The 18,073-nt window shown below is 66.3% G+C and carries 15 protein-coding genes and 1 tRNA gene; 11 read left to right on the top strand and 5 right to left on the bottom strand.

The window, feature by feature from the left end:
* Window positions 1-15: 15 nt before the first annotated feature.
* Entirely contained in the window at window positions 16-1,983 is a 1,968-nt protein-coding gene (locus tag D575_RS0109325) for a M48 family metallopeptidase (RefSeq protein WP_018145651.1), read from the bottom strand.
* Between the two features lie 13 nt (window positions 1,984-1,996).
* Window positions 1,997-2,587: a LemA family protein gene (locus tag D575_RS0109320; RefSeq protein ID WP_018145650.1), complete on the bottom strand. Its 591-nt coding sequence runs from the start codon at window positions 2,585-2,587 to the stop codon at window positions 1,997-1,999.
* A gap of 121 nt (window positions 2,588-2,708) precedes the next feature.
* Here D575_RS0109320 and D575_RS0109315 point away from each other — a divergent pair, with 121 nt between their 5' ends.
* The 7 genes from D575_RS0109315 to D575_RS0109285 all read left to right on the top strand — a co-directional run bounded on the left by D575_RS0109315 (window position 2,709) and on the right by D575_RS0109285 (window position 9,329).
* Window positions 2,709-3,548, top strand: a complete 840-nt coding sequence (locus D575_RS0109315) for a motility protein A (RefSeq protein ID WP_018145649.1) — start codon at window positions 2,709-2,711, stop codon at window positions 3,546-3,548.
* A gap of 4 nt (window positions 3,549-3,552) precedes the next feature.
* Complete coding sequence (locus tag D575_RS0109310) at window positions 3,553-4,383, top strand: OmpA family protein (protein ID WP_018145648.1); 831 nt, start codon at window positions 3,553-3,555, stop codon at window positions 4,381-4,383.
* A 204-nt stretch (window positions 4,384-4,587) separates the two neighbouring features.
* A complete protein-coding gene (locus D575_RS0109305; RefSeq protein ID WP_026182106.1) occupies window positions 4,588-5,451 on the top strand; it encodes an alpha/beta hydrolase in 864 nt (287 codons plus the stop codon).
* The gene (locus D575_RS0109300; protein ID WP_018145646.1) at window positions 5,448-7,703 is read left to right on the top strand and encodes a bifunctional diguanylate cyclase/phosphodiesterase; all 2,256 of its coding nucleotides are present in this window, start codon (window positions 5,448-5,450) and stop codon (window positions 7,701-7,703) included. Before D575_RS0109305 ends, D575_RS0109300 begins: the two co-directional genes overlap by 4 nt.
* Window positions 7,704-7,897: 194 nt before the next feature.
* A complete protein-coding gene (locus D575_RS0109295; RefSeq protein WP_026182105.1) occupies window positions 7,898-8,815 on the top strand; it encodes an HPP family protein in 918 nt (305 codons plus the stop codon).
* Window positions 8,816-8,860: 45 nt separating this feature from the next.
* A tRNA-Arg gene (locus D575_RS0109290) sits at window positions 8,861-8,937 on the top strand.
* A gap of 65 nt (window positions 8,938-9,002) precedes the next feature.
* A complete protein-coding gene (locus D575_RS0109285; protein WP_018145644.1) occupies window positions 9,003-9,329 on the top strand; it encodes a hypothetical protein in 327 nt (108 codons plus the stop codon).
* Window positions 9,330-9,333: 4 nt separating this feature from the next.
* Here the strand turns inward: D575_RS0109285 and D575_RS0109280 are convergent, their stop codons facing one another.
* Window positions 9,334-10,020 carry an arylesterase gene (locus tag D575_RS0109280; RefSeq protein WP_018145643.1) on the bottom strand — a complete coding sequence of 229 codons (687 nt, stop codon included), beginning with the start codon at window positions 10,018-10,020 and terminating at the stop codon, window positions 9,334-9,336.
* On the opposite strand from D575_RS0109280, the gene D575_RS0109275 reads away from it, so the two are divergent.
* On the top strand, window positions 10,019-10,729 hold the full coding sequence (locus D575_RS0109275) for an ABC transporter ATP-binding protein (RefSeq protein WP_018145642.1): 711 nt from the start codon (window positions 10,019-10,021) through the stop codon (window positions 10,727-10,729). The genes D575_RS0109280 and D575_RS0109275 overlap by 2 nt on opposite strands.
* A complete protein-coding gene (locus D575_RS0109270) occupies window positions 10,726-13,248 on the top strand; it encodes an ABC transporter permease (protein ID WP_018145641.1) in 2,523 nt (840 codons plus the stop codon). Before D575_RS0109275 ends, D575_RS0109270 begins: the two co-directional genes overlap by 4 nt.
* Before the next feature lie 181 nt (window positions 13,249-13,429).
* On the opposite strand, the gene D575_RS0109265 is transcribed toward D575_RS0109270, so the two are convergent.
* Together D575_RS0109265 and D575_RS0109260 are read right to left on the bottom strand one after the other, a co-directional pair.
* Complete coding sequence (locus D575_RS0109265; RefSeq protein WP_018145640.1) at window positions 13,430-14,308, bottom strand: undecaprenyl-diphosphate phosphatase; 879 nt, start codon at window positions 14,306-14,308, stop codon at window positions 13,430-13,432.
* 96 nt (window positions 14,309-14,404) lie between these two features.
* A complete protein-coding gene (locus D575_RS0109260; RefSeq protein WP_026182104.1) occupies window positions 14,405-15,709 on the bottom strand; it encodes a methyl-accepting chemotaxis protein in 1,305 nt (434 codons plus the stop codon).
* A 206-nt stretch (window positions 15,710-15,915) separates the two neighbouring features.
* Here D575_RS0109260 and D575_RS0109255 point away from each other — a divergent pair, with 206 nt between their 5' ends.
* Complete coding sequence (locus D575_RS0109255; protein WP_018145638.1) at window positions 15,916-16,353, top strand: Rrf2 family transcriptional regulator; 438 nt, start codon at window positions 15,916-15,918, stop codon at window positions 16,351-16,353.
* A 16-nt stretch (window positions 16,354-16,369) separates the two neighbouring features.
* On the top strand, window positions 16,370-18,070 hold the full coding sequence (locus D575_RS0109250) for an ExeM/NucH family extracellular endonuclease (protein WP_018145637.1): 1,701 nt from the start codon (window positions 16,370-16,372) through the stop codon (window positions 18,068-18,070).
* Window positions 18,071-18,073 lie beyond the last annotated feature (3 nt).

Genomic DNA, 18,073 nt, shown 5'->3' with positions numbered 1-18,073 from the left:
CGGGAGCGGGCCGCACTATTCCGCGTCGGCGGCGGGCATCTCCGCGACGGGTAACGGCACGTGCAGCGAGGCGGCGATCGCCCGCAACAGCTCCACTTCCGCGACCACCGTCTGGCCGCCATGAGTGATCGTGGCAAGCATCGCCGTGACCAGGGTCTGCTTGTCCGCCGGGCGCAGGGCATCCAGTGCCTCCAGCGTCCTATCCAGCCCCTCGGCCCAGGCGGCCTCATCGGCAGTCCGCTCCAGAGCCGCGGCAATCGCCTCGCCGGTGGGATCCTCGATCGCCAGGACCAGAATGCCCGCGCGCAGGGCCGCCCGGGCCTTGTCGGGGTCGTCCGGGTGTCCGTGATGCGCGAGCACGGCCAGCGTGTCCTGCGCGTGGGCAGCATGGCGAGCCAGCCGGTCGCGTCCGCCCGCGCGGGCACGTTCGGGCTGTTCCAGGTCGCGCAACTGGCGCCGCAATAGACGGCCGGTCGCGTATTCGAACGCCGATACCCGGCCGTCGGCGCGGATCAGTTCGTCGATGAGGCCTTCCAGTTGCCGGCGTTCCTCGCGTGGGCGATGGCGCAATACCGGAAAGCTCATCTCCAGCAGCGGAATGCGCAGGTCCGGGCGCAGCTCGGGTTCGGCCTCCAGCAGGGTGCGGACGTGGGACTCGCTCTCCGCCCCCCGCGTGCCGGCGATCCGCAGGAGCTGGTGATCGCGAACTTCCGGATCATTACTGATCAGCAGATACAACAAGACATCGACACCCCAGGCATCGGAATGCGCCGCGCGCTCCAGCGGCCCCGGCATCGCCGCCACCAGCAGCCCCGCCCCGAGGATCTGCGAAAGCCCCGGGTCGCCGATGTTTTCCATCAGCCGCTCCGGATTCAGGAGCAGGCCACCCGGGCGTTCCGTCGAGCCGCGGTCGCGTTCCTCCGCCTCGGCCTGGGCGTCCTTTTCGACACGACGCGCCTGGGCATCCTTCTGCATCTGCTCGCGGATGGCCTCCAGTTCTTCCGGCTTGAATCCCGGCTCGATCGCCTGGATGCGCTGGACCAGCGGTGGATGGGTCGAAAACATCTGACTGACGGCCCCGGAAGCGAACAGCATGTGTCCGACCTCCTCGGTGTCCGCCCCGAGCTCGGTATGGGCGGCGCCGATCTTCTTGAGCGCTCCGGAAATACCCTCCGGCTGCCGGGTGAACTGCACCGCCGAGGCGTCCGCCAGGTATTCCCGCTGGCGCGAAACGGATGCGCGGATCCAGCGCCCGAAGAACAGCCCGATATAGCCCACCACGATCAGTGCCACGCCCGCGGCGACGATGCCCCCGGCGTTGCGGTTATTGCGCGACAGGCTCATGGCGAGCAGCACACGCTGGCCAATCAGGGCCATCACCAGGATCCCGAACAGCATCCCCATCAGGCGGATGTTCAGGCGCATGTCGCCGTTGAGTACGTGCCCGAACTCGTGCGCCACCACGCCCTGCAATTCATCGCGGTCCAGTTGTTCCAGGGCCCCGCGGGTCACGGCGATGGCCGCGTCGTCCGGCGAGTAACCCGCGGCAAAGGCGTTGATACCGGCCTCCTGCTCGAGCACGTAGACCTCGGGCACCGGCACGCCGGAGGCGATGGCGATCTCCTCCACCACGTTCATCAGGCGACGCCGCAGCGGGTCACGGGTATCGCCATCCACCCGCGTCCCGCCGAGTTCGCGGGCCACCGCCCCGCCGCCATCGCGCAGACCGAGCGTGCGGTAGAGACTGCCCAGGCCAATCAAGCCAACCGTCAGCACGGTCGTCCAGACCATCACGGCGACATTGCTGGCAAGGAACTCACGGGTCAGCCAGGGTTCGCCCGCAGCGACAGGCTCTGCCTGACCGAACACCACCAGCACGATGGCATTCATCACCAACACGATGGCGAGTACCGCCAGGCCGAACAGAAACAATAGCCAGCGCGTCCGGCGCTGCGCCCGGTCCTGCTGCTCGAAAAAATTCATGACGCCTCGGGGATCAGGAGAAGTTCACTTGCACGGGCTCGCGCTTCTGCGGGTCCTCGATCTCCAGCAGCTGCCCCGGGCGGAACCCCAGGTTGTTGGCAATCAGGCTGTTGGGGAACATCTCGCGCAGGATGTTGTACTGCATGACGGCATCGTTGAAGGCCTGGCGGGCATAAGCCACGCGGTTTTCGGTACTGGTCAGTTCTTCGGACAGCTGCATCATGTTCTCGTTGGCCTTCAGGTCGGGATAGCTCTCGGACAGCGCGAACAACCGCCCCAAGGCCCCCGACAGCCCCTGTTCCGAGCTCGAGAGCTTGCGCACGGCCTCGGTGTTGGTTGGATCACCGCCGACCTCCTGCAGGCTTTCCTTCGCATTGTTACGGGCCTGGATGACCGCCTCCAAGGTGTCGCGCTCATGACTCATGTAGCGTTCCGCAACCTTGACCAGATTGGGGATCAGGTCATAGCGGCGGGTCAACTGCACGTCGATCTGGGCAAAGGCGTTCTTGTACCGGTTGCGCGAGGTCACCAGGCGGTTGTAGGTCCACACCCCCCAGATCACCAACAGAACCAGGATCCCCAGTACCACCCAAGTCATATCCATCCCGCCACACTCCTTGATCGTCGACGAGCCGAGTGTACGCCGGAATGCGGGTAGCACGACAAGGCAGACGCTCACGATGGCGGTGTTTTATGCTGACCCCGGTCTCCTTCCGGAAGTACGCATGAATCTCTCCACCCTCCTCGGCATCCTTGGCAGTCTGCTGGTGTTCGGCAGCGTCATCGCGTTTTCCTCGCAGAATATCGACGCCTTTCTGAACCTGCCGGGCCTCGGCATCGTGGTAGGCGGCACCATCGCGGCCACGCTGATGAGCTACCCCTTCCACGAGGTGATGCGCGTGTTTCGCGCCGGTGCCAACGCGATCCGCGAGGAACGCTACGACGTCACCCAGGATCTCGAGGAGATCGTCCAGGTCTCGCGCTACTGGTTCTCCCAGAACCTGCGGCGCATCCAGGATCGCCTGGACCAGATCCGCAACCCGTTCCTGCGCACCGGCATCCAGCTGGTTATCGACGACACCCCGATGGACGATGTGTCCGACCTGCTGAACTGGCGCATGGCGCGCCTGCGAGCCCGTGAACAGGCCGATGCGCAGATGTTCCGAACCATGGCCACCTATGCCCCGGCGTTCGGGATGCTCGGCACGCTCATTGGCCTGATCAACCTGCTGCTGACCACCGAAAACGACGATTTCACCGTCATCGCGGTGAACCTGGGTATCGCCCTGATCACCACGTTCTACGGCATCCTGCTCGCCAACCTGGTCTTCCGGCCCATCGCCATCAAGCTGGAGCGCCGGACCGAGGAGCGCGTGGTGCTGATGACCATGGTGCTGGAGGGCATCATGCTGATGCGCAAGGGACGCTCACCTGGCTACATCCGCGAGACCCTGCGCTCGTTCATGGAGAATCACAGCGACGAGATCCGCCAGGCGGCCCCGAATGGCGAGGAAGAACCCGAGGCGGACGAACGCGCCAGCGGCGAATCCACGGAGCGGCGCTGAGTCCATGTCCGGACCCAGCCCCTCCACCGCCGAACGCGACGCGCTGCAGGCAGAGATGGATGCCCACGCCGCCACACGCCCGGAGCAGGCCTTTCTCGGTTCCTACCCGGGCGAACGCCAGCGCGACGACGAGCACGCCTGGATCCTGACCTATCTGGACGTTCTGACCCTGGTTATCGTGGTGTTCGTCATCATGCTCACCTTCATGGACCCGCGTGACGATGATCCGAGGGCGGTCTCGGCCAGCCCGATCGCCCTGGCCCACCCGGACCGCAGCGCCCTCATCGAACCCCTGGTCCATTCCTCTCTGCTGGATCGGCCCGCCCTGGAGGAGGCGCCGGTCGGTGAGCGCTCCGGCCCGGAGGTGGTCGCCGAACAGCCCCCAAGCCGCGAGGCCGGCCGATTACGCGCGCGCGCCCCCGAGGGTGTGGACGTCGTCGAGCAACCTGGACGAATGGAGCTGCGCATCCGCGACGACATCCTGTTCGGGACCGCCGAGGCCGACCTGCGCCCGGATGGGCAATCATTGCTCCAGGATCTGCTCCCCATCCTGGAAGACCACCCCGGCACCATCACCGTGGAAGGCCATACCGACAACATCCCCATCGCGACCGAGCGCTTCCCGTCGAACTGGGAGCTATCCTCGATTCGCGCCAGCGGCGTCGTGCGCTACCTGGTGGCCCGCGAGCTGGACGCAGCCCAGCTCCGCGCGGTCGGGCTGGCCGACACTCGTCCGGTTGCCGACAACGCCAGCCCGGAAGGCCGCGCCGCCAACCGTCGTGTGTCACTCATGCTGGAGACCGATGCGGTGCCACACACGGATCCCGGCCAGTAGGCTCGGCTCAGGCAACGTTGCTCGACCGCGACGAAAAAGCGGGTCTTCGCCGGTGCGGCGAGCGCGCGACAGGCGGTACGACCCACGCGTGTTTATTAGCCAACGCATGCCGCCGACGCAGGATGCTGGTACATTGCGATCTGGGATTTTTCGTTAGCGGTTTGCGCGTCAGGACAGGGGGATACAAGGATGTCTGGATGGTTCTTGCGAAGTGCGGCAGCGGTTGCGACCGTGATCCTCCTGAGCCTGAACACGGTTGCAACCGCCAAGGAAACAGCCGTGATCCTGGAGATGTCGTCCGGGGATTCGGCTGAAGCGGCGTACTGGGCGGGCGAACCGGACATGCCCGCGATCCTGATCCAGCACGGTTTCCTGCAGACCCGTCACTTCCCCACCGTGCGCCGCCTCGCCTTGGCGTTAGCGGACTCGGGGTTCACGGTCCTGACCCCCACACTGACACTGGGGATCGATCGGCGCACGGCGAGCCTGCCATGCGAGGCCGTACATACCCACACCATGGAACACACCCAGGAAGAGATCGCGATCTGGGTCGACTGGTTGTACGCAAAGACCGGCCAGGAACCCGTCGTCATCGGACACAGCGCCGGCAGCATCAACCTTCTCGACTATCTTACGCACTCCCCGGGCAGCCCCGTCGCCCACGCCATCTTCATCAGCGTGACCTATTTCGGGCACGGCGAGGCCGCGTTCGAATCCCCCGAACATGCCACTCGTGCCCGCGCTGCCCTTGCCCGTGGTGAGGCCGGGCTGGCGGAATATGCCCTGGGTTTCTGTCGCCAGTACGTCACCACGCCCGCGGCGTACCTGTCCTACTACGACTGGGACAAGCAACGTACCAACCGGGCCTTCCAGTCGTGCGGTGTGTCTTCCACCCTGATCGCGGGCAGCGCCGATGACCGGATCGACCTGGAATGGATCGAGACCCTGCAACAGCATGGCGCAGAGGTCCGCATCGTGGAGGGTGCCAACCACTTCTTCGATCAGTTTCACGAATTCGACCTGCTGGACGAGATCGAGCACGTCCTCCAGGGACACCGCGCGCAATGATTTCTGGCCGAACCCCGTCAATCACGCACTATGCCCTACTGCTAGCAGCGATCGCCCTGGTCACCCTCGCCAGTTTTGGCCTCTACACCTGGTACAAGGTCGACCAGCTACGCGGCGAGATCCAGGAAAGTGGCCGCGAGGCCGCCCGCCAGGAGCTTGCCGGCACGCTCGAGCACGTCCTCACGCAGGCGGCAGAACAGGCATCAAGGTTCGCCCGCTGGGAGGAAGTGCGCCAGCAACTGGGCACGCCGCACTACTATGCCTACTGGAAGAATCATCGCATGCACCAGGCGGGGATCCTGACCGACAGGATCCTGGACGCCGGGATCTATGATCACCAGGGAATGACCTTGCCCGGTTCGGACAGCGACCACTTGCCCGGGAGACTCGAGCTCCCGCCACCCGCTCCACGGGCGGTACGGGGCGACACCGAGCCCTTCCTGCTGGTCATCGAGCCGATTCCCGCGCCGGACGCAGCCCAGTCCCCACCCGGCTTCGTCGGTCTGAAGAGCCGGTTCCTGGATGCCCTCCGCGAGGGCCGTGTCTACCGCCATGTCGATCCCGAATCGATCCGATTCGACCTCGGCGAGCGGAACGCCATCCCCGCGAGGGAACTTCTGCAGCATGCTCAGTTCGATCTGCGCCCCAATCCCATGGCCGATCAGGTGGAGGACTTGCTGTCGGGCGCGGTGGTCAATCTCGGGGCCATCCTGGGTGTGATCACGCTTGTCCTGTTCTCCACGTTGGCCTATCTGATCGTCCGCCCCCTGCGCGACATCTCCGGCCACGTCGACCGGCTGCGCGAAAGCGCCGGGGGCCTTGTGCTGAAACGCGTCGGCGGGCTGCTGCCCGTCGCGGAGACGGAAAAGATCCGCGAATCGCTGAATTCCTACCAGGCCCGGCTCCAGGACGTCCATTCCAGCCTGGAGGAGAAGAACCGCGAATTCTGGCGCATCGCGCATCACGATGCCCTGACCGGCGTGCGCAACCGCCGGGCCTTCGATGAATACTGGGACACCCTTCCGCGACTGGCCGCCCGCCACAGCTATCCTGTGTGCTTTGCCCTGTTCGACATCAATCACTTCAAGGCCATCAACGACAGCTACGGCCATCAGACGGGCGACGCAGTCCTGCAGAGTGTGGCGCGCAGCATCGACGAGGTCTTGCGGGAGGGGGAACACCTGTTTCGCATCGGCGGCGATGAATTCGCCGCGATTCTCCTCAACTGCGACGAATCGGGCGCCCAGCGCCTGGGCGAGCGTTGCCAGGAGCGGATCCGGGCCACCGATTTCACCCAGCACGGGGTGCGGGAACCCATCAAGATCAGTATCGGCCTGGCCGTCGCGCCCGGCAACGATGCACCGGCCATGCTTGCCCTGCAGTGGCAGGCCGACGTTGCCATGTACAAGGCCAAGCGCCCCGGATCCTCGCCGGTCGTGCTGTTCACCCCGGAACTGGAGAAGGATACCCAGAGCCTTTATTCGAACTGGATCAACAATGCCGTGTACGAGGCCACCACCCGGGGAACCGGGATCCGAATGGCCTACCAGCCAGTGGTTGCGCTCAACGAGCACCATCGCTCGTATGTCGAGGCCCTGCTGCGTATCGAACACCAGGGCGAGGTCATCGGACCCGCGGATATCTTCCCCGTCGTCGAGGCGCGCCGCCTGGAGGTCGACCTGGACCGGGCCGTACTAACCCGCATCCTCGGCGATCTGCGAGCCTCCCTCATCCCGCCTGAGGTCGGTATCTCGATCAACCTGTCGGGCCCCACCATCGTGAATGCCGGAGTTACCCAGTGGCTGGAGGCCTTCGTCCCCTTCCTACAGGACCGGCCAATCATCCTCGAGGTCACGGAGACCGCCCTGATCACCGAGATCGGACTGGCGACGGAAAATCTCCAGCGATTGCGCCGGCAAGGATTTCTCGTCGCCCTCGACGATTTCGGCAGCGGCTACTCTTCCATCCGCTATCTGGCCTCCATGCCCGTGGATACCGTCAAGTTCGATATCACCCTGATACGCAGCCTGGATGTGCCGGACCAGCACCACATCCTCGAGGGCCTGGTCCAGATGATTCGCGATGTGGGCTACACCACCGTGGCGGAAGGGATCGAGACCGCCGAACAACTCAGCCGGGTGCGCGCCCTGAAGTTCGATTTCGCACAGGGCTACCATCTCGGGCACCCTGCCCCGGTTTCGCAAGGCCTCCCACGGGTCCTGCAGGCTCATGCAGGCATTTCCCGGATGTGATTGCCTCGCTCGCTGGCCGCGTAGCGGAAACTGGATCTCCGGAGAAGCCTGTGATTAGCGTTTTCCGGGTGCGGCCGCGTTATAGACCTGCCGCGCTGACATCCTCCGCCAGTCCGCGTCAAAGCGATGCCATTTGACCCGGAGACGGCGTGCGCAGAACATATACTCCGTTTTCCACTTACGAGGAGGCCGGTTTGCGCTCTGGACGCGGATCCCTGTTGGGGGATTGGCTCGATACCACCGACCACAAGGACAAGCTGATTGCCCTGATTGGCGGCGTGATCGGCCTCTACCTCTCGCTGGAAGTCGCCGCATCGGTCACCGAGAACGGGATCAACGGTCTGATCCTCGCGTCTCTGGGTGCCACCGCCGTGCTGCTCTTCGCTGCGCCCCACGCGGCGATGTCGCAGCCCAGGAACGTGCTCGGTGGTCATGCCGTCGCCGCCATCGTGGGGGTGCTGGTGCGCGACGTTCTGCCCCACCCATTGCTGGCTGCAGCGGTCGCCGTCGGGCTCGCAATCTGGCTGATGCACTACCTGCGCTGCCTGCATCCCCCCGGCGGCGCCACCGCGCTCTATGCGGTGCTCGGGGGTGACTCGGTGCAGGCCCTGGGCCCCTGGTTCCTCCTGCATCCCGTGTTGACCAGCGTGGGCGTCATGCTGGTTGTCGCGGTAATCATCAACTACCCGTTCCCCTGGCGGCGCTACCCGGCCAGCCTGACGCCGACGCCCGAAGCCCCCAAGCAAGGTCCCCTGGCCGCCCTGGAGCGAGCAGGACTGGGCCAGGACGACCTCGAATACGCCATGCGCGAAATGAACCTGTATCTCGACCTCACGGAAGACGACCTCGCACGCCTGTACCTATTGGCCCGGCGCCATCACCAGCACCCCGACCCCATCACGCCGGACGCGATCCAGCCGGATCACTGTTTCAGCAATGGCGAGAGCGATGCCGACTGGGCCGTGCGGCGCGTATTACGTATCGACGACGGGCAAGTGACCTACCGCAACCTTGCGGGGCCGGACACCCCCGGCGAGGACCGCGCCACGCTAGAGGAATTCACCGCCTGGGTCCATCACCAGCTCGACCCGAAATCCGCCCCGGGTGACTGAAGCGTTTGGGGCTGCCCCTGCCCGGCGCTTATACTCTCGCGCTAGGTCTCCGTAGCTCAGCTGGATAGAGCAGCCCCCTCCTAAGGGGCAGGTCGCAGGTTCGAATCCTGCCGGGGACACCAAATTCACAAGGCGGGCGTCGATCTCCGGTCTGGCGCCGTGCCCGCATCGGTCGTAAGGTAGGCGGATGGCCATGCTGACGACCGAACAGTCCACCCGCATGATCGACCTCCTCGCCCCGCTGATCGGCATTCAGGGCGAGGTGGACGGCTGCATGGTGGAACTGGTCGAGGTCCTGGACGAGGGGCCTCGGGGTTTGCCCGGGGTCGCCTTGATGAGCATGGGCGCCGAGCGCAGCATCCAGGCCAATCAGTACGGCAATCCCCTCTGTCGCCATTCGGAAATTCGCACCCTCTCGTTGCTGTCAGAGGTTGAACGCGACCTGCACCCGGTCCTGCGCCAGCTGCTTCCGGAATCCGTCGTGGCCGAACTGCGGGGTTTGCTGACGGAGTGAGGGTTTACCCGGCTCCGTTGCATGGGCGCGATCGGGCTTCGGCCTCCTCCACCATGGGTTCCAGCCGCGACCACACCGCGTCCAGCAGATGGGGTTGAGCGGCCTCGCTGGGGTGGATACCGTCGTCCATCAACATGCCGTCTTCCAGCAGGATGTCCTCGAGGAAGAATGGCTCGAATGCCAGTCCCCGCTCCTCGGAAAGATCGGCGAATACGGCCTCGAAACGCTCGGTATAGCGGCGGCCGTAGTTCGGCGGGATGCGTATACCCAGCAACAGGGTGTTGGCGTCGACGGCCTCGATCGCATCGACCATGGCCTCCAGGTTTTCGCGCATGGCCTGCGGCGGCAGGCCGCGCAGGCCATCGTTGCCGCCCAGGGCCAGGATGACGACTTCGAACGCTGCGCGTTCCAGCACGTCGGGCAAGCGACTCCGTCCACCGGCAGTGGTATCACCGCTGATGGATACGTTGACCACTTTCCAGTCCTTCTCTCGCTCGGCCAGCCGTTCGCCCAGCAGGGCCGGCCAGCTGGCGGAATCCGGCATGCCGTACGCGGCACTCAGCGAGTCCCCGAACACCAGGACCCGGAGCGGCTCGGCCGAACGATTTTCGTCCGGTAGGGAATTCGCAGCCGCAACAGGACTCCATAGCAACGCGATCAAGCCCATCACGACCAACGGAATACGCAACATGGATGCATCCTCGTCATTTGTACTGGAGGCCCGGGACCTCGAGCAGCGGATCAACGGACCCAGCGGACCGCTGGACATCCTGCGCGGCATCTCACTGGCGGTCCAGGCGGGCGAGACGGTGGCCATTCTCGGCGCCTCGGGTTCCGGCAAGTCCACCCTTCTCGGGTTGCTTGCAGGTCTGGACGCCCCGAGTGCGGGAGAAGTTCGGCTGCTCGGGCAAACCATCAGCGAACTGGACGAGGATGGCCGGGCCGCCCTGCGCGCCGGCCGGGTCGGGTTTGTGTTCCAGTCCTTCCAGCTCCTGCCGGCACTGACAGCGATGGAAAACACCCTGCTCCCGCTGGAGCTCAACCCGGCCCATGCGCAAGAGAGTCAGGAAACCCTGAACCACTGGGCCTCACAGGCCCTGGAACGCGTGGGTCTGGGCGAACGTTCCGCACACTACCCCCATCAACTCTCCGGTGGCGAGCAACAACGCGTAGCGATTGCCCGCGCCATTGTGGATCACCCGGCGGTGCTGTTCGCCGACGAACCCACCGGGAACCTCGACGGGCGGACGGGGCACCGCATCATCGAGCTGCTGTTCAGCCCCGCGCGCCACCCCGACAGTGATGGGCCGGCAACGGCCCTGGTGCTGGTTACCCACGACCCCGAGCTGGCCGGACAATGTGATCGCATTATCTCGATCCAGGATGGTGTGCTCGAATGATCGCCACCCGGGGAACCGACCGCAGCCATCTACGCGCCCTGCTGCGTGGCACCTGGCGTGAATGGCGCTCGGCCGAGCTGCGCGTCCTCGCCGCCGCCCTGGTCGTCGCCGTCGCAGCCGTCGCGGCGGTGGGCTTCTTCACCGATCGGGTGGATCGGGGCATGGCCCAGCAGGCGACCGCGCTGCTGGGGGGTGACCTGGCCGTCGTCAGCGACAACCCGCTGCCGGGAGGCTGGCCTGCCGAAGCGGCCAGCAACGGACTGGAAACGGCGCGTACGGCCTCCCTCCCCAGCGTCGTCTTTACTGCGGACGACGAATCGCGACTGGCCGCCCTGCGCGCGGTCGAGGCGGGCTGGCCACTGAAAGGCGAGGCGCGTATCCGTCCTGGCCGCGAGGCGGACGAGCGGGTCCGCGACCGCGGTCCGGAACCGGGTACGGCCTGGCTGGAGCCGGCGCTGCTCGAGGCCCTGCGACTGGAGGTCGGGGACCGGGTGGAGGTCGGCGACCTCGATCTGGAAGTGACCGGGGTCATCACGCACGAGCCCGATCGCGGCAGCAACCTGCTGGATATTGCCCCGCGACTGATGCTGGCCTTCGATGACCTGGAGGCCAGTGGCCTGATCGGCCCCGGGAGCCGCGTACGCTACGAGTTCTTTGCCGCGGGACCCAGCGCCGGGGTCGCGGAGTTCCGTGACTGGCTGGAGGATGACCTGGAGTCCGGCGAGCGCCTGCTGGGTCTGGAGGACGCCAACCCGGAACTGCGTACCGCGATCGAGCGTGCGGAGCGCTTCCTCGGCCTCGCCTCGTTGATGGCGGTGCTGCTGGCCGGGGCCGCGATCGCCGTCGCGGCCCATCACTTCGCCCAGCGCCGCGCCGACCCGGCGGCGGTGATGCGCGCGCTGGGAGCCAGCGGACGCCAGGTCCTGCTCATCTACTTCGGCCGCGTTGTGCTGGTCGCCCTGCTGGCCAGCGGGGTTGGGCTCGCGATCGGCTTCGCGGCCCAGTTTGTCCTCGCGGCCCTGCTGGGCGACTGGCTCGCCGGGGACCTGCCTCCGCCCGGTTCACGCCCGGTCATCGCCGGCCTTGGGGTGGGGCTGATCACGGCCGTGGGCTTTGCCCTGCCCGCTCTGTTGCGGATCGGCCAGGTCTCGCCGCTGCGGGTCCTCCGGCGCGATCTGGGTCTGCCGCCGACCTCGGTCTGGCTGTCCGGCGCCCTGGCACTGCTGGCGTTCGGCGGCCTGCTGTACTGGCAGGCCGCCGATCCCCGCCTGGCCGCCTGGGTGCTGGTAGGCACGGCCGTTGCGATCGCGGTGCTGGCCGCACTCGGGATGGCGCTGGTGCTGGCCCTGCGGCCCCTGCGCAACCGCGGCGGCATGGCCCTGCGCTTCGGCCTGGCCAACCTGTCCCGTCGGGGTGGCCTGAGTGCCGTGCAGCTCGTGGCCTTCAGCGTGGGCATCCTGGCACTGCTGCTGCTTGCGATTGTCCGGGTAGACCTGCTGGAGGCCTGGGATGCCAGCATCCCCGAGGATGCCCCGAACCAGTTCTTCATCAACATCCAGCCGGGACAGGAAGATGCCTTTGCCGACCGCGTCGAGGCGGCCGGTCTCGAGCGCCCGCAACTGGACCCGATGATCCGCGGCCGGCTGATCGAGATCAACGAGGAGCGCGTGCGTCCGGATGATTTCGACGATGATCGCGATCGCCGGCTGGTGGATCGCGAGTTCAACCTGTCCTACGCCGAGTCGCCCCCGGACCATAACCCCATCGTGGAGGGCGACTGGTTTGGCGAGGAGGGGCAGGACCCCGATAGCGGGTGGTCGGTCGAGGCCGGGCTGATGGAACGCTTCAACCTGGCACTCGGGGACCAGCTGACCTTCCGTGTCGGCGGTCAGGCCATTCGCAGCCCGATCACCAGCGTCCGCGAGGTCAACTGGGACAGCTTCCAGGTGAACTTCTTCGTGATCGGTCCGCCGCCGCTGCTGGACGAGCAGCCCCGGACCTTCATCACCGCCATGCACGTACCCGAGGCGCAGCGCTCCGCCCAGAACCAGTGGTTGCGCGAATTCCCCGCGGTCTCGGCGATCGATGTCAGCGCGATCCTCGCGCAGGTGCGCGACGTCATGGATCAGGCCACCCGGGCGGTGGAGTACGTCTTCCTGTTCACGCTGATTGCGGGTCTGACCGTGCTCTATGCGGCGGTGCAGGCGACGCGCGATGTACGCCGGCGCGAGGCCGCGCTGCTGCGCACCCTGGGTGCACGCCGCGACCAGATCCGCAACGGGTTGCTGGCCGAATTTGGCGCCCTGGGGCTGCTGGCCGGGCTGCTGGCGTCCGTCATTGCCACGGCGGTCGGCGCCCTGCTCGCGTGGCAGGTCTTCGGGTTCGACTACAGCGTGAACCCGCTGACCTTCGTCTACGGCATCGGTGGCGGTACGCTGGGGATTGCCCTGGCGGGCTGGCTGGGCACCCGGCGGGTGCTGGATCAGGCGCCCCTGGCGGTCCTGCGCGGACCGGAGTAAGCCGAGGAATCCAGGGAGCGGCTGATTCACTCACCCGTCCGCGTGGTTACCCCATTTTTTTCGAGACAAGGCGCGGTGCGCAGCACCTTGGTCACTCTCCGGTCCCGCGTCGATCATTGGGACGCACGGAGAGTTGGGGAAAATGGGCCCCCCTCGTGAGACTCCACACCCGGGGATCCGGTCATTTTCCGTACATGATCTCCACGTCGAGGAATCCGAACAGGACCAGCAGCGCCAGCGCCCAGAGGTAGAACGAGAAGACCTTGAGGTTGGCGCGATACAGGAAGAACAGGACCATCTTCAACGAGACGATCCCGACCAGGGCGGACACCAAGAAGCCCACCGCGAGCGCCGTCCAGTTCAGGTTCCCCAGCCCGTCGCCATTGAGCACGTCCAGCGACTGCACGGCGGTGGCGGCGAGGATGGTCGGAATCGCGAGGAAGAAGCTGTACTCCGCCGCCCAGCGCCGCTTGAGCCCGGTGAACAGGGCGAAGGTGATGGTCATGCCGCTGCGCGAGAGCCCCGGGATCAGTGCAAAGCCCTGGGCCACGCCGATGATGGTGGCAATCTTCGGACTCAGCTGGCGCAGCCCCAACGGGCGCCGTTGCAGCCGGTCCGTCCACCACAGCAATACCCCGGTCAGGCTAAGCGTGCCCGCGATCAGGGTCGGGTGGGCGAACACCTGCTCGAAGCCCGCCTTCAGGGTGAATCCGACCACCGCGGTCGCGAACACCGAAAGCACCACCAGCAGGGCCAGACGCAGGGACAGCATCTCGCGCCCGGCCGACCCGCGGGCCGATGCCCACTGCAGGCTTTCGCGGGCAATGCCACCGGTCAGCCGGGTCAGGCTCTTGCGGAAGACGAAGACGATCGAGACCAGGGTGCCCACGTGCACTACCAGGTCGAACAGGATCATCTCGGGGCTCTCGGGCGCCGGTAGCGGTTCGCCCTGACGGATCAGCCAGTGCTGGGTCAGGACCAGGTGCGCGGTCGAACTGACCGGCAGAAACATAAAGATGCCCTGAACGATCCCGAGGAGGGCGGCGACCCAGACTGTCATTGCAGATACGGCTCCGTGAACCCGAGGCGGGCCGCAGTATACGGAAAACGCCAGGGAGGCGCCGGGACCCCGTTCGCACGCCCAGCCAGGCGTGGATCAGACCCGGAACTGGGTGGTCAGTCCCCGCAGCCGCTCGATCCGCCCCACTAGGGCGTCCGTCTCGCTGGCCGTGGCTTCGGCATTCCCCGCGGTGATCTGGGCTCCCTGGCTAACCTCCGTGAGGGTGCCATCCACCTCGCGCGCGACCTCCGCCTGTTGCGATACCGCCCCGGAGATCTCGTTGTTGAGATGACGGATGCGTTCCACCGCGGAACGGATCGCCTGCAGGGCGTCGCCCGCACCAGCGGCCTGGTCGACTCCGGCCTCGCCCCTCTCGCGGCTGCGCTCCATCGCGCTGGCCGCCGCCCGAGCGCCGGCCTGCAGGCGTTCGATCATGGCCTGGATCTCGGTGGTGGAGTCCTGTGTACGCGTGGCGAGGGTCCGCACTTCGTCCGCTACGACAGCGAATCCCCTTCCCTGCTCCCCCGCCCGCGCAGCCTCAATGGCCGCATTGAGCGCCAGCAGATTGGTCTGCTCGGCAATGCCGCGGATCACGTCAAGCACCGAACCGATGCTGTCCGACTCGGACTGCAGGCGCGCCACCTGCTCGTTTGCCGTGCCAATCTCGCTCGCCAGTTCGCGCATCGTGCGCACCGAGGCGTCCACCACATCGGACCCGGTACGCGTCTCGCTCTCGGCCTGATCGGCGGCTTCCGACGCGGTTTGGGCATTGCGCGCGATCTCCTCGGCCGAGGCCGTCATCTGGTTCATCGCGGTAGCAACCTGGCCGATCCGGGCTTGTTGCTGTTGCACCTCCTGGTTGGTCTCTTCCGCCACGCGGTGAAGGGTGCCGACGGACTCCCCCAGTTCACGCGCGTGTTCCACCATCTCCGACACCATCCCCTGCAAGCGCTCGATAAATGCGTTGAACAGACGCGCCAGGCGATCAATCCCGTCATTGCGCGGGGCCTCGATCCGCTGGCTCAGATCGCCCTCCCCCTCCGATACCCCGCGAAACTGCGAGGCCAGATGCGCCAGGCGCCGGCGAATCATCAACACGAACAGGAAATACACGACGACGACCACGCCGATCGCGACACCCAGCATCATCGCGTTGACCTGCCAGGCCGCAAGATCCAGCAGACGGTCGATCTCGAGCGCCACCTCGGCCTCCAGTGCCGGGGTCGTCTCGTGGCCCTGCATGACGCCCGTCAACGTCGCCTCCATACCCGCCTTCAGCGTTGCGGTATGCCAGAACACCGCGGCAGCGGCAATCAGAAAGAACACCCCCACGATCGCGCTCAGCGCCAGCGAAAACCGTCCTGCGAGTGACAGCCGGCCCAACCCTTTGATTGACCCCATTGAATTCCCCTGTATTTCGGCTTCAGAAGCCTTGTTATTATTGGCATGTAACGGCCGGGCTGTGCGGTTTCTGAACCCCGAATACGCCCCGGCCTTCACTCAGCGGCGACGACCGAACTTGTGACGGGTGTCCGGAGCGATTAAGGTTCCAAGACATATGCGCGCATGCATATCCTTCATAACCGCGAACCGACGATTCCTTCCCTATGCAGCTCACTCGCTATACCGATTTCTCCCTTCGGGTCCTGATGTACCTCACCGTGCAGCCGCGCGACCAGCGCGTGACCGTGAGCGATATCTCCGAGCAGTTCACGATCCCGCGCAACCACCTGGTAAAGATCGTTCACCAGCTCGGCCAGAAGGGCTACATCATCACCCGGCGTGGCAAGGGGGGCGGGATCTCGCTCGCCTGCGAGCCGAACGAGATCAACGTGGGCAGTGTCATCCGCGACATGGAGCCGAACCTGAACGTGGTGGACTGCGAGAATCCCGTCTGCCCGATTCTCCCTGGTTGCCAGTTGCGTGGGGTCCTGAACGATGCGCGCGATGCCTTCCTGGACGTCCTCGACCGCTACACCATCGCCGATGTCACCCAGGCGCCGGATTATCTCTACGAACTGCTGAACCCCAGCAAGAGCGCCTGATTCTTCTCATGCGGCCATGGATCGGCTGACGCACCCCCGCCGCCACGCCAACCCGGCCCCGAGCGTGCGCCGCACGCTGGGGGGCGCACTGGTGGTTCTGCTATTCGCAGCCTCCCCGGTCGATGCCCGGGTGGCCTGCCCCCACCCTGGGGCCGAGGTCGCCCCTCTCGCCGAGCTCCGCGCCGGCGCGGTCGCCGAGGGGAATGCCGTCATCGCGGAGGGCTTCGTCACCGGTGTGTTTATGGGGCCCGATCAACTCGGCGGGTTCTATCTGCAGCAGGGCGTCGGGCCCGACTCGGCGGGTATGTTCGTGTATGCCCCGCGGCGCGAGCCGGTCTCGACCGGCGAGCATGTGCAAGTACACGGGGTCTTTAGCCGCCACCGCGGACGCCCGCAGATCGCTCGGCTGGACCGCATCCAACGCTGCGGGCACGGCGAACTGCCGGCACCGCTGGAGGTGCGCCTGCCTGAAGACGCCAGCCGCCTCGGCGAGTACGCCGACCTCCGTGTTCGTTTTGTGCAACCGTTGGCGCTGACCGCCAACCACGAACTCGCGCGCTATGGCAGCCTGACGCTCTCGGCCGGGGGGCGGCTCATGCACCCCGGCCAGATCGGGGCCGCGGGAACCGCACGGGACGAGAAGCGCCGGATCATCCTGGATGATGGCAGCTATCGCGCGGAACCCGACCCGATCCCCTATCGCGACGATCATGGCACGCGCCGGGTGGGCAGCACGCTGGCAGGCCTGACCGGGATCCTGACCCACGCCTTCGGCGACCATCGCATCCATCCCACCGACTCGCTGAACTGGCTCGGCGGCGAGCGCCCCGATCCGCCGTCGACGCCGGGAGCGGACCACCTGCGCATCGCCACCGCCAATCTGGAGAACGACTTCGTGACGCTGGGCGAGCGCGGCGCACAAAACCGGGCGGAACGCGAGCGCCAGACGGCCAAGCTGGATGCCCTGCTGCAAACGCTGGACGCCGACCTGCTGGGCGCGGTCGAACTGGAAAACGCCAAGGCGGCGCGCCGGCAGCTGGTCGAACGACTGAATGCCGTCCCTCCGCCGCGCGGCGACTATGCGGCCATCGCCCACCCGGGTCCGGGCGACGACGCGATCAAGGTGGCCCTGCTCTACCGTCCGGACCGATTGCAACTCGTTGGGTCCGCCACCGATCGCGATGCCGTGCATCATCGCCCGCCATTGCTCGGCTGGTTCCAGCAACCCGGGAGTGGCAAGCGTTTCGGGGCCGTGGTGGTGCACTTCAAGGCGAAGAGCGGTTGCCCCGACGCGGGCGATATCGACCGCGGCCAGGGTTGCTGGAATGAACGGCGCACGGCCCAGGCCGAACGTCTGGTGACATGGATCCGGGAACAGCAACGCAATGAGTTTGCCAATGTTCCCGTACTGATCCTCGGCGACCTGAACGCCTACGCCGCCGAAGACCCGGTGCGAACGCTGGCCGCGGCCGGCAAGCGGGACCTGGTGCATGACGATCCAGCGTCCGCCCATACCTATGTCTTTCGCGGCCGGGCCGGACAGCTGGATTACCTGCTGGGTCCCGATGCCTTGCGCGACGCCGTGCACGACGGGGCGACCTGGCCGGTCAATGCAGACGAACCCGGCTTCCTCGGCTTTGACGGTCGCGCGCCCGCCACGGGGCCCTGGCGCGCCTCGGATCACGACCCGGTCTGGGCGGATCTCCGCCTGGATTGAGGG

The sequence above is a fragment of the Thioalkalivibrio sp. AKL6 genome (assembly GCF_000376905.1).
Lineage (GTDB): Bacteria > Pseudomonadota > Gammaproteobacteria > Ectothiorhodospirales > Ectothiorhodospiraceae > Thioalkalivibrio > Thioalkalivibrio versutus.
This window is presented reverse-complemented; position numbering and strand designations above follow the sequence as displayed.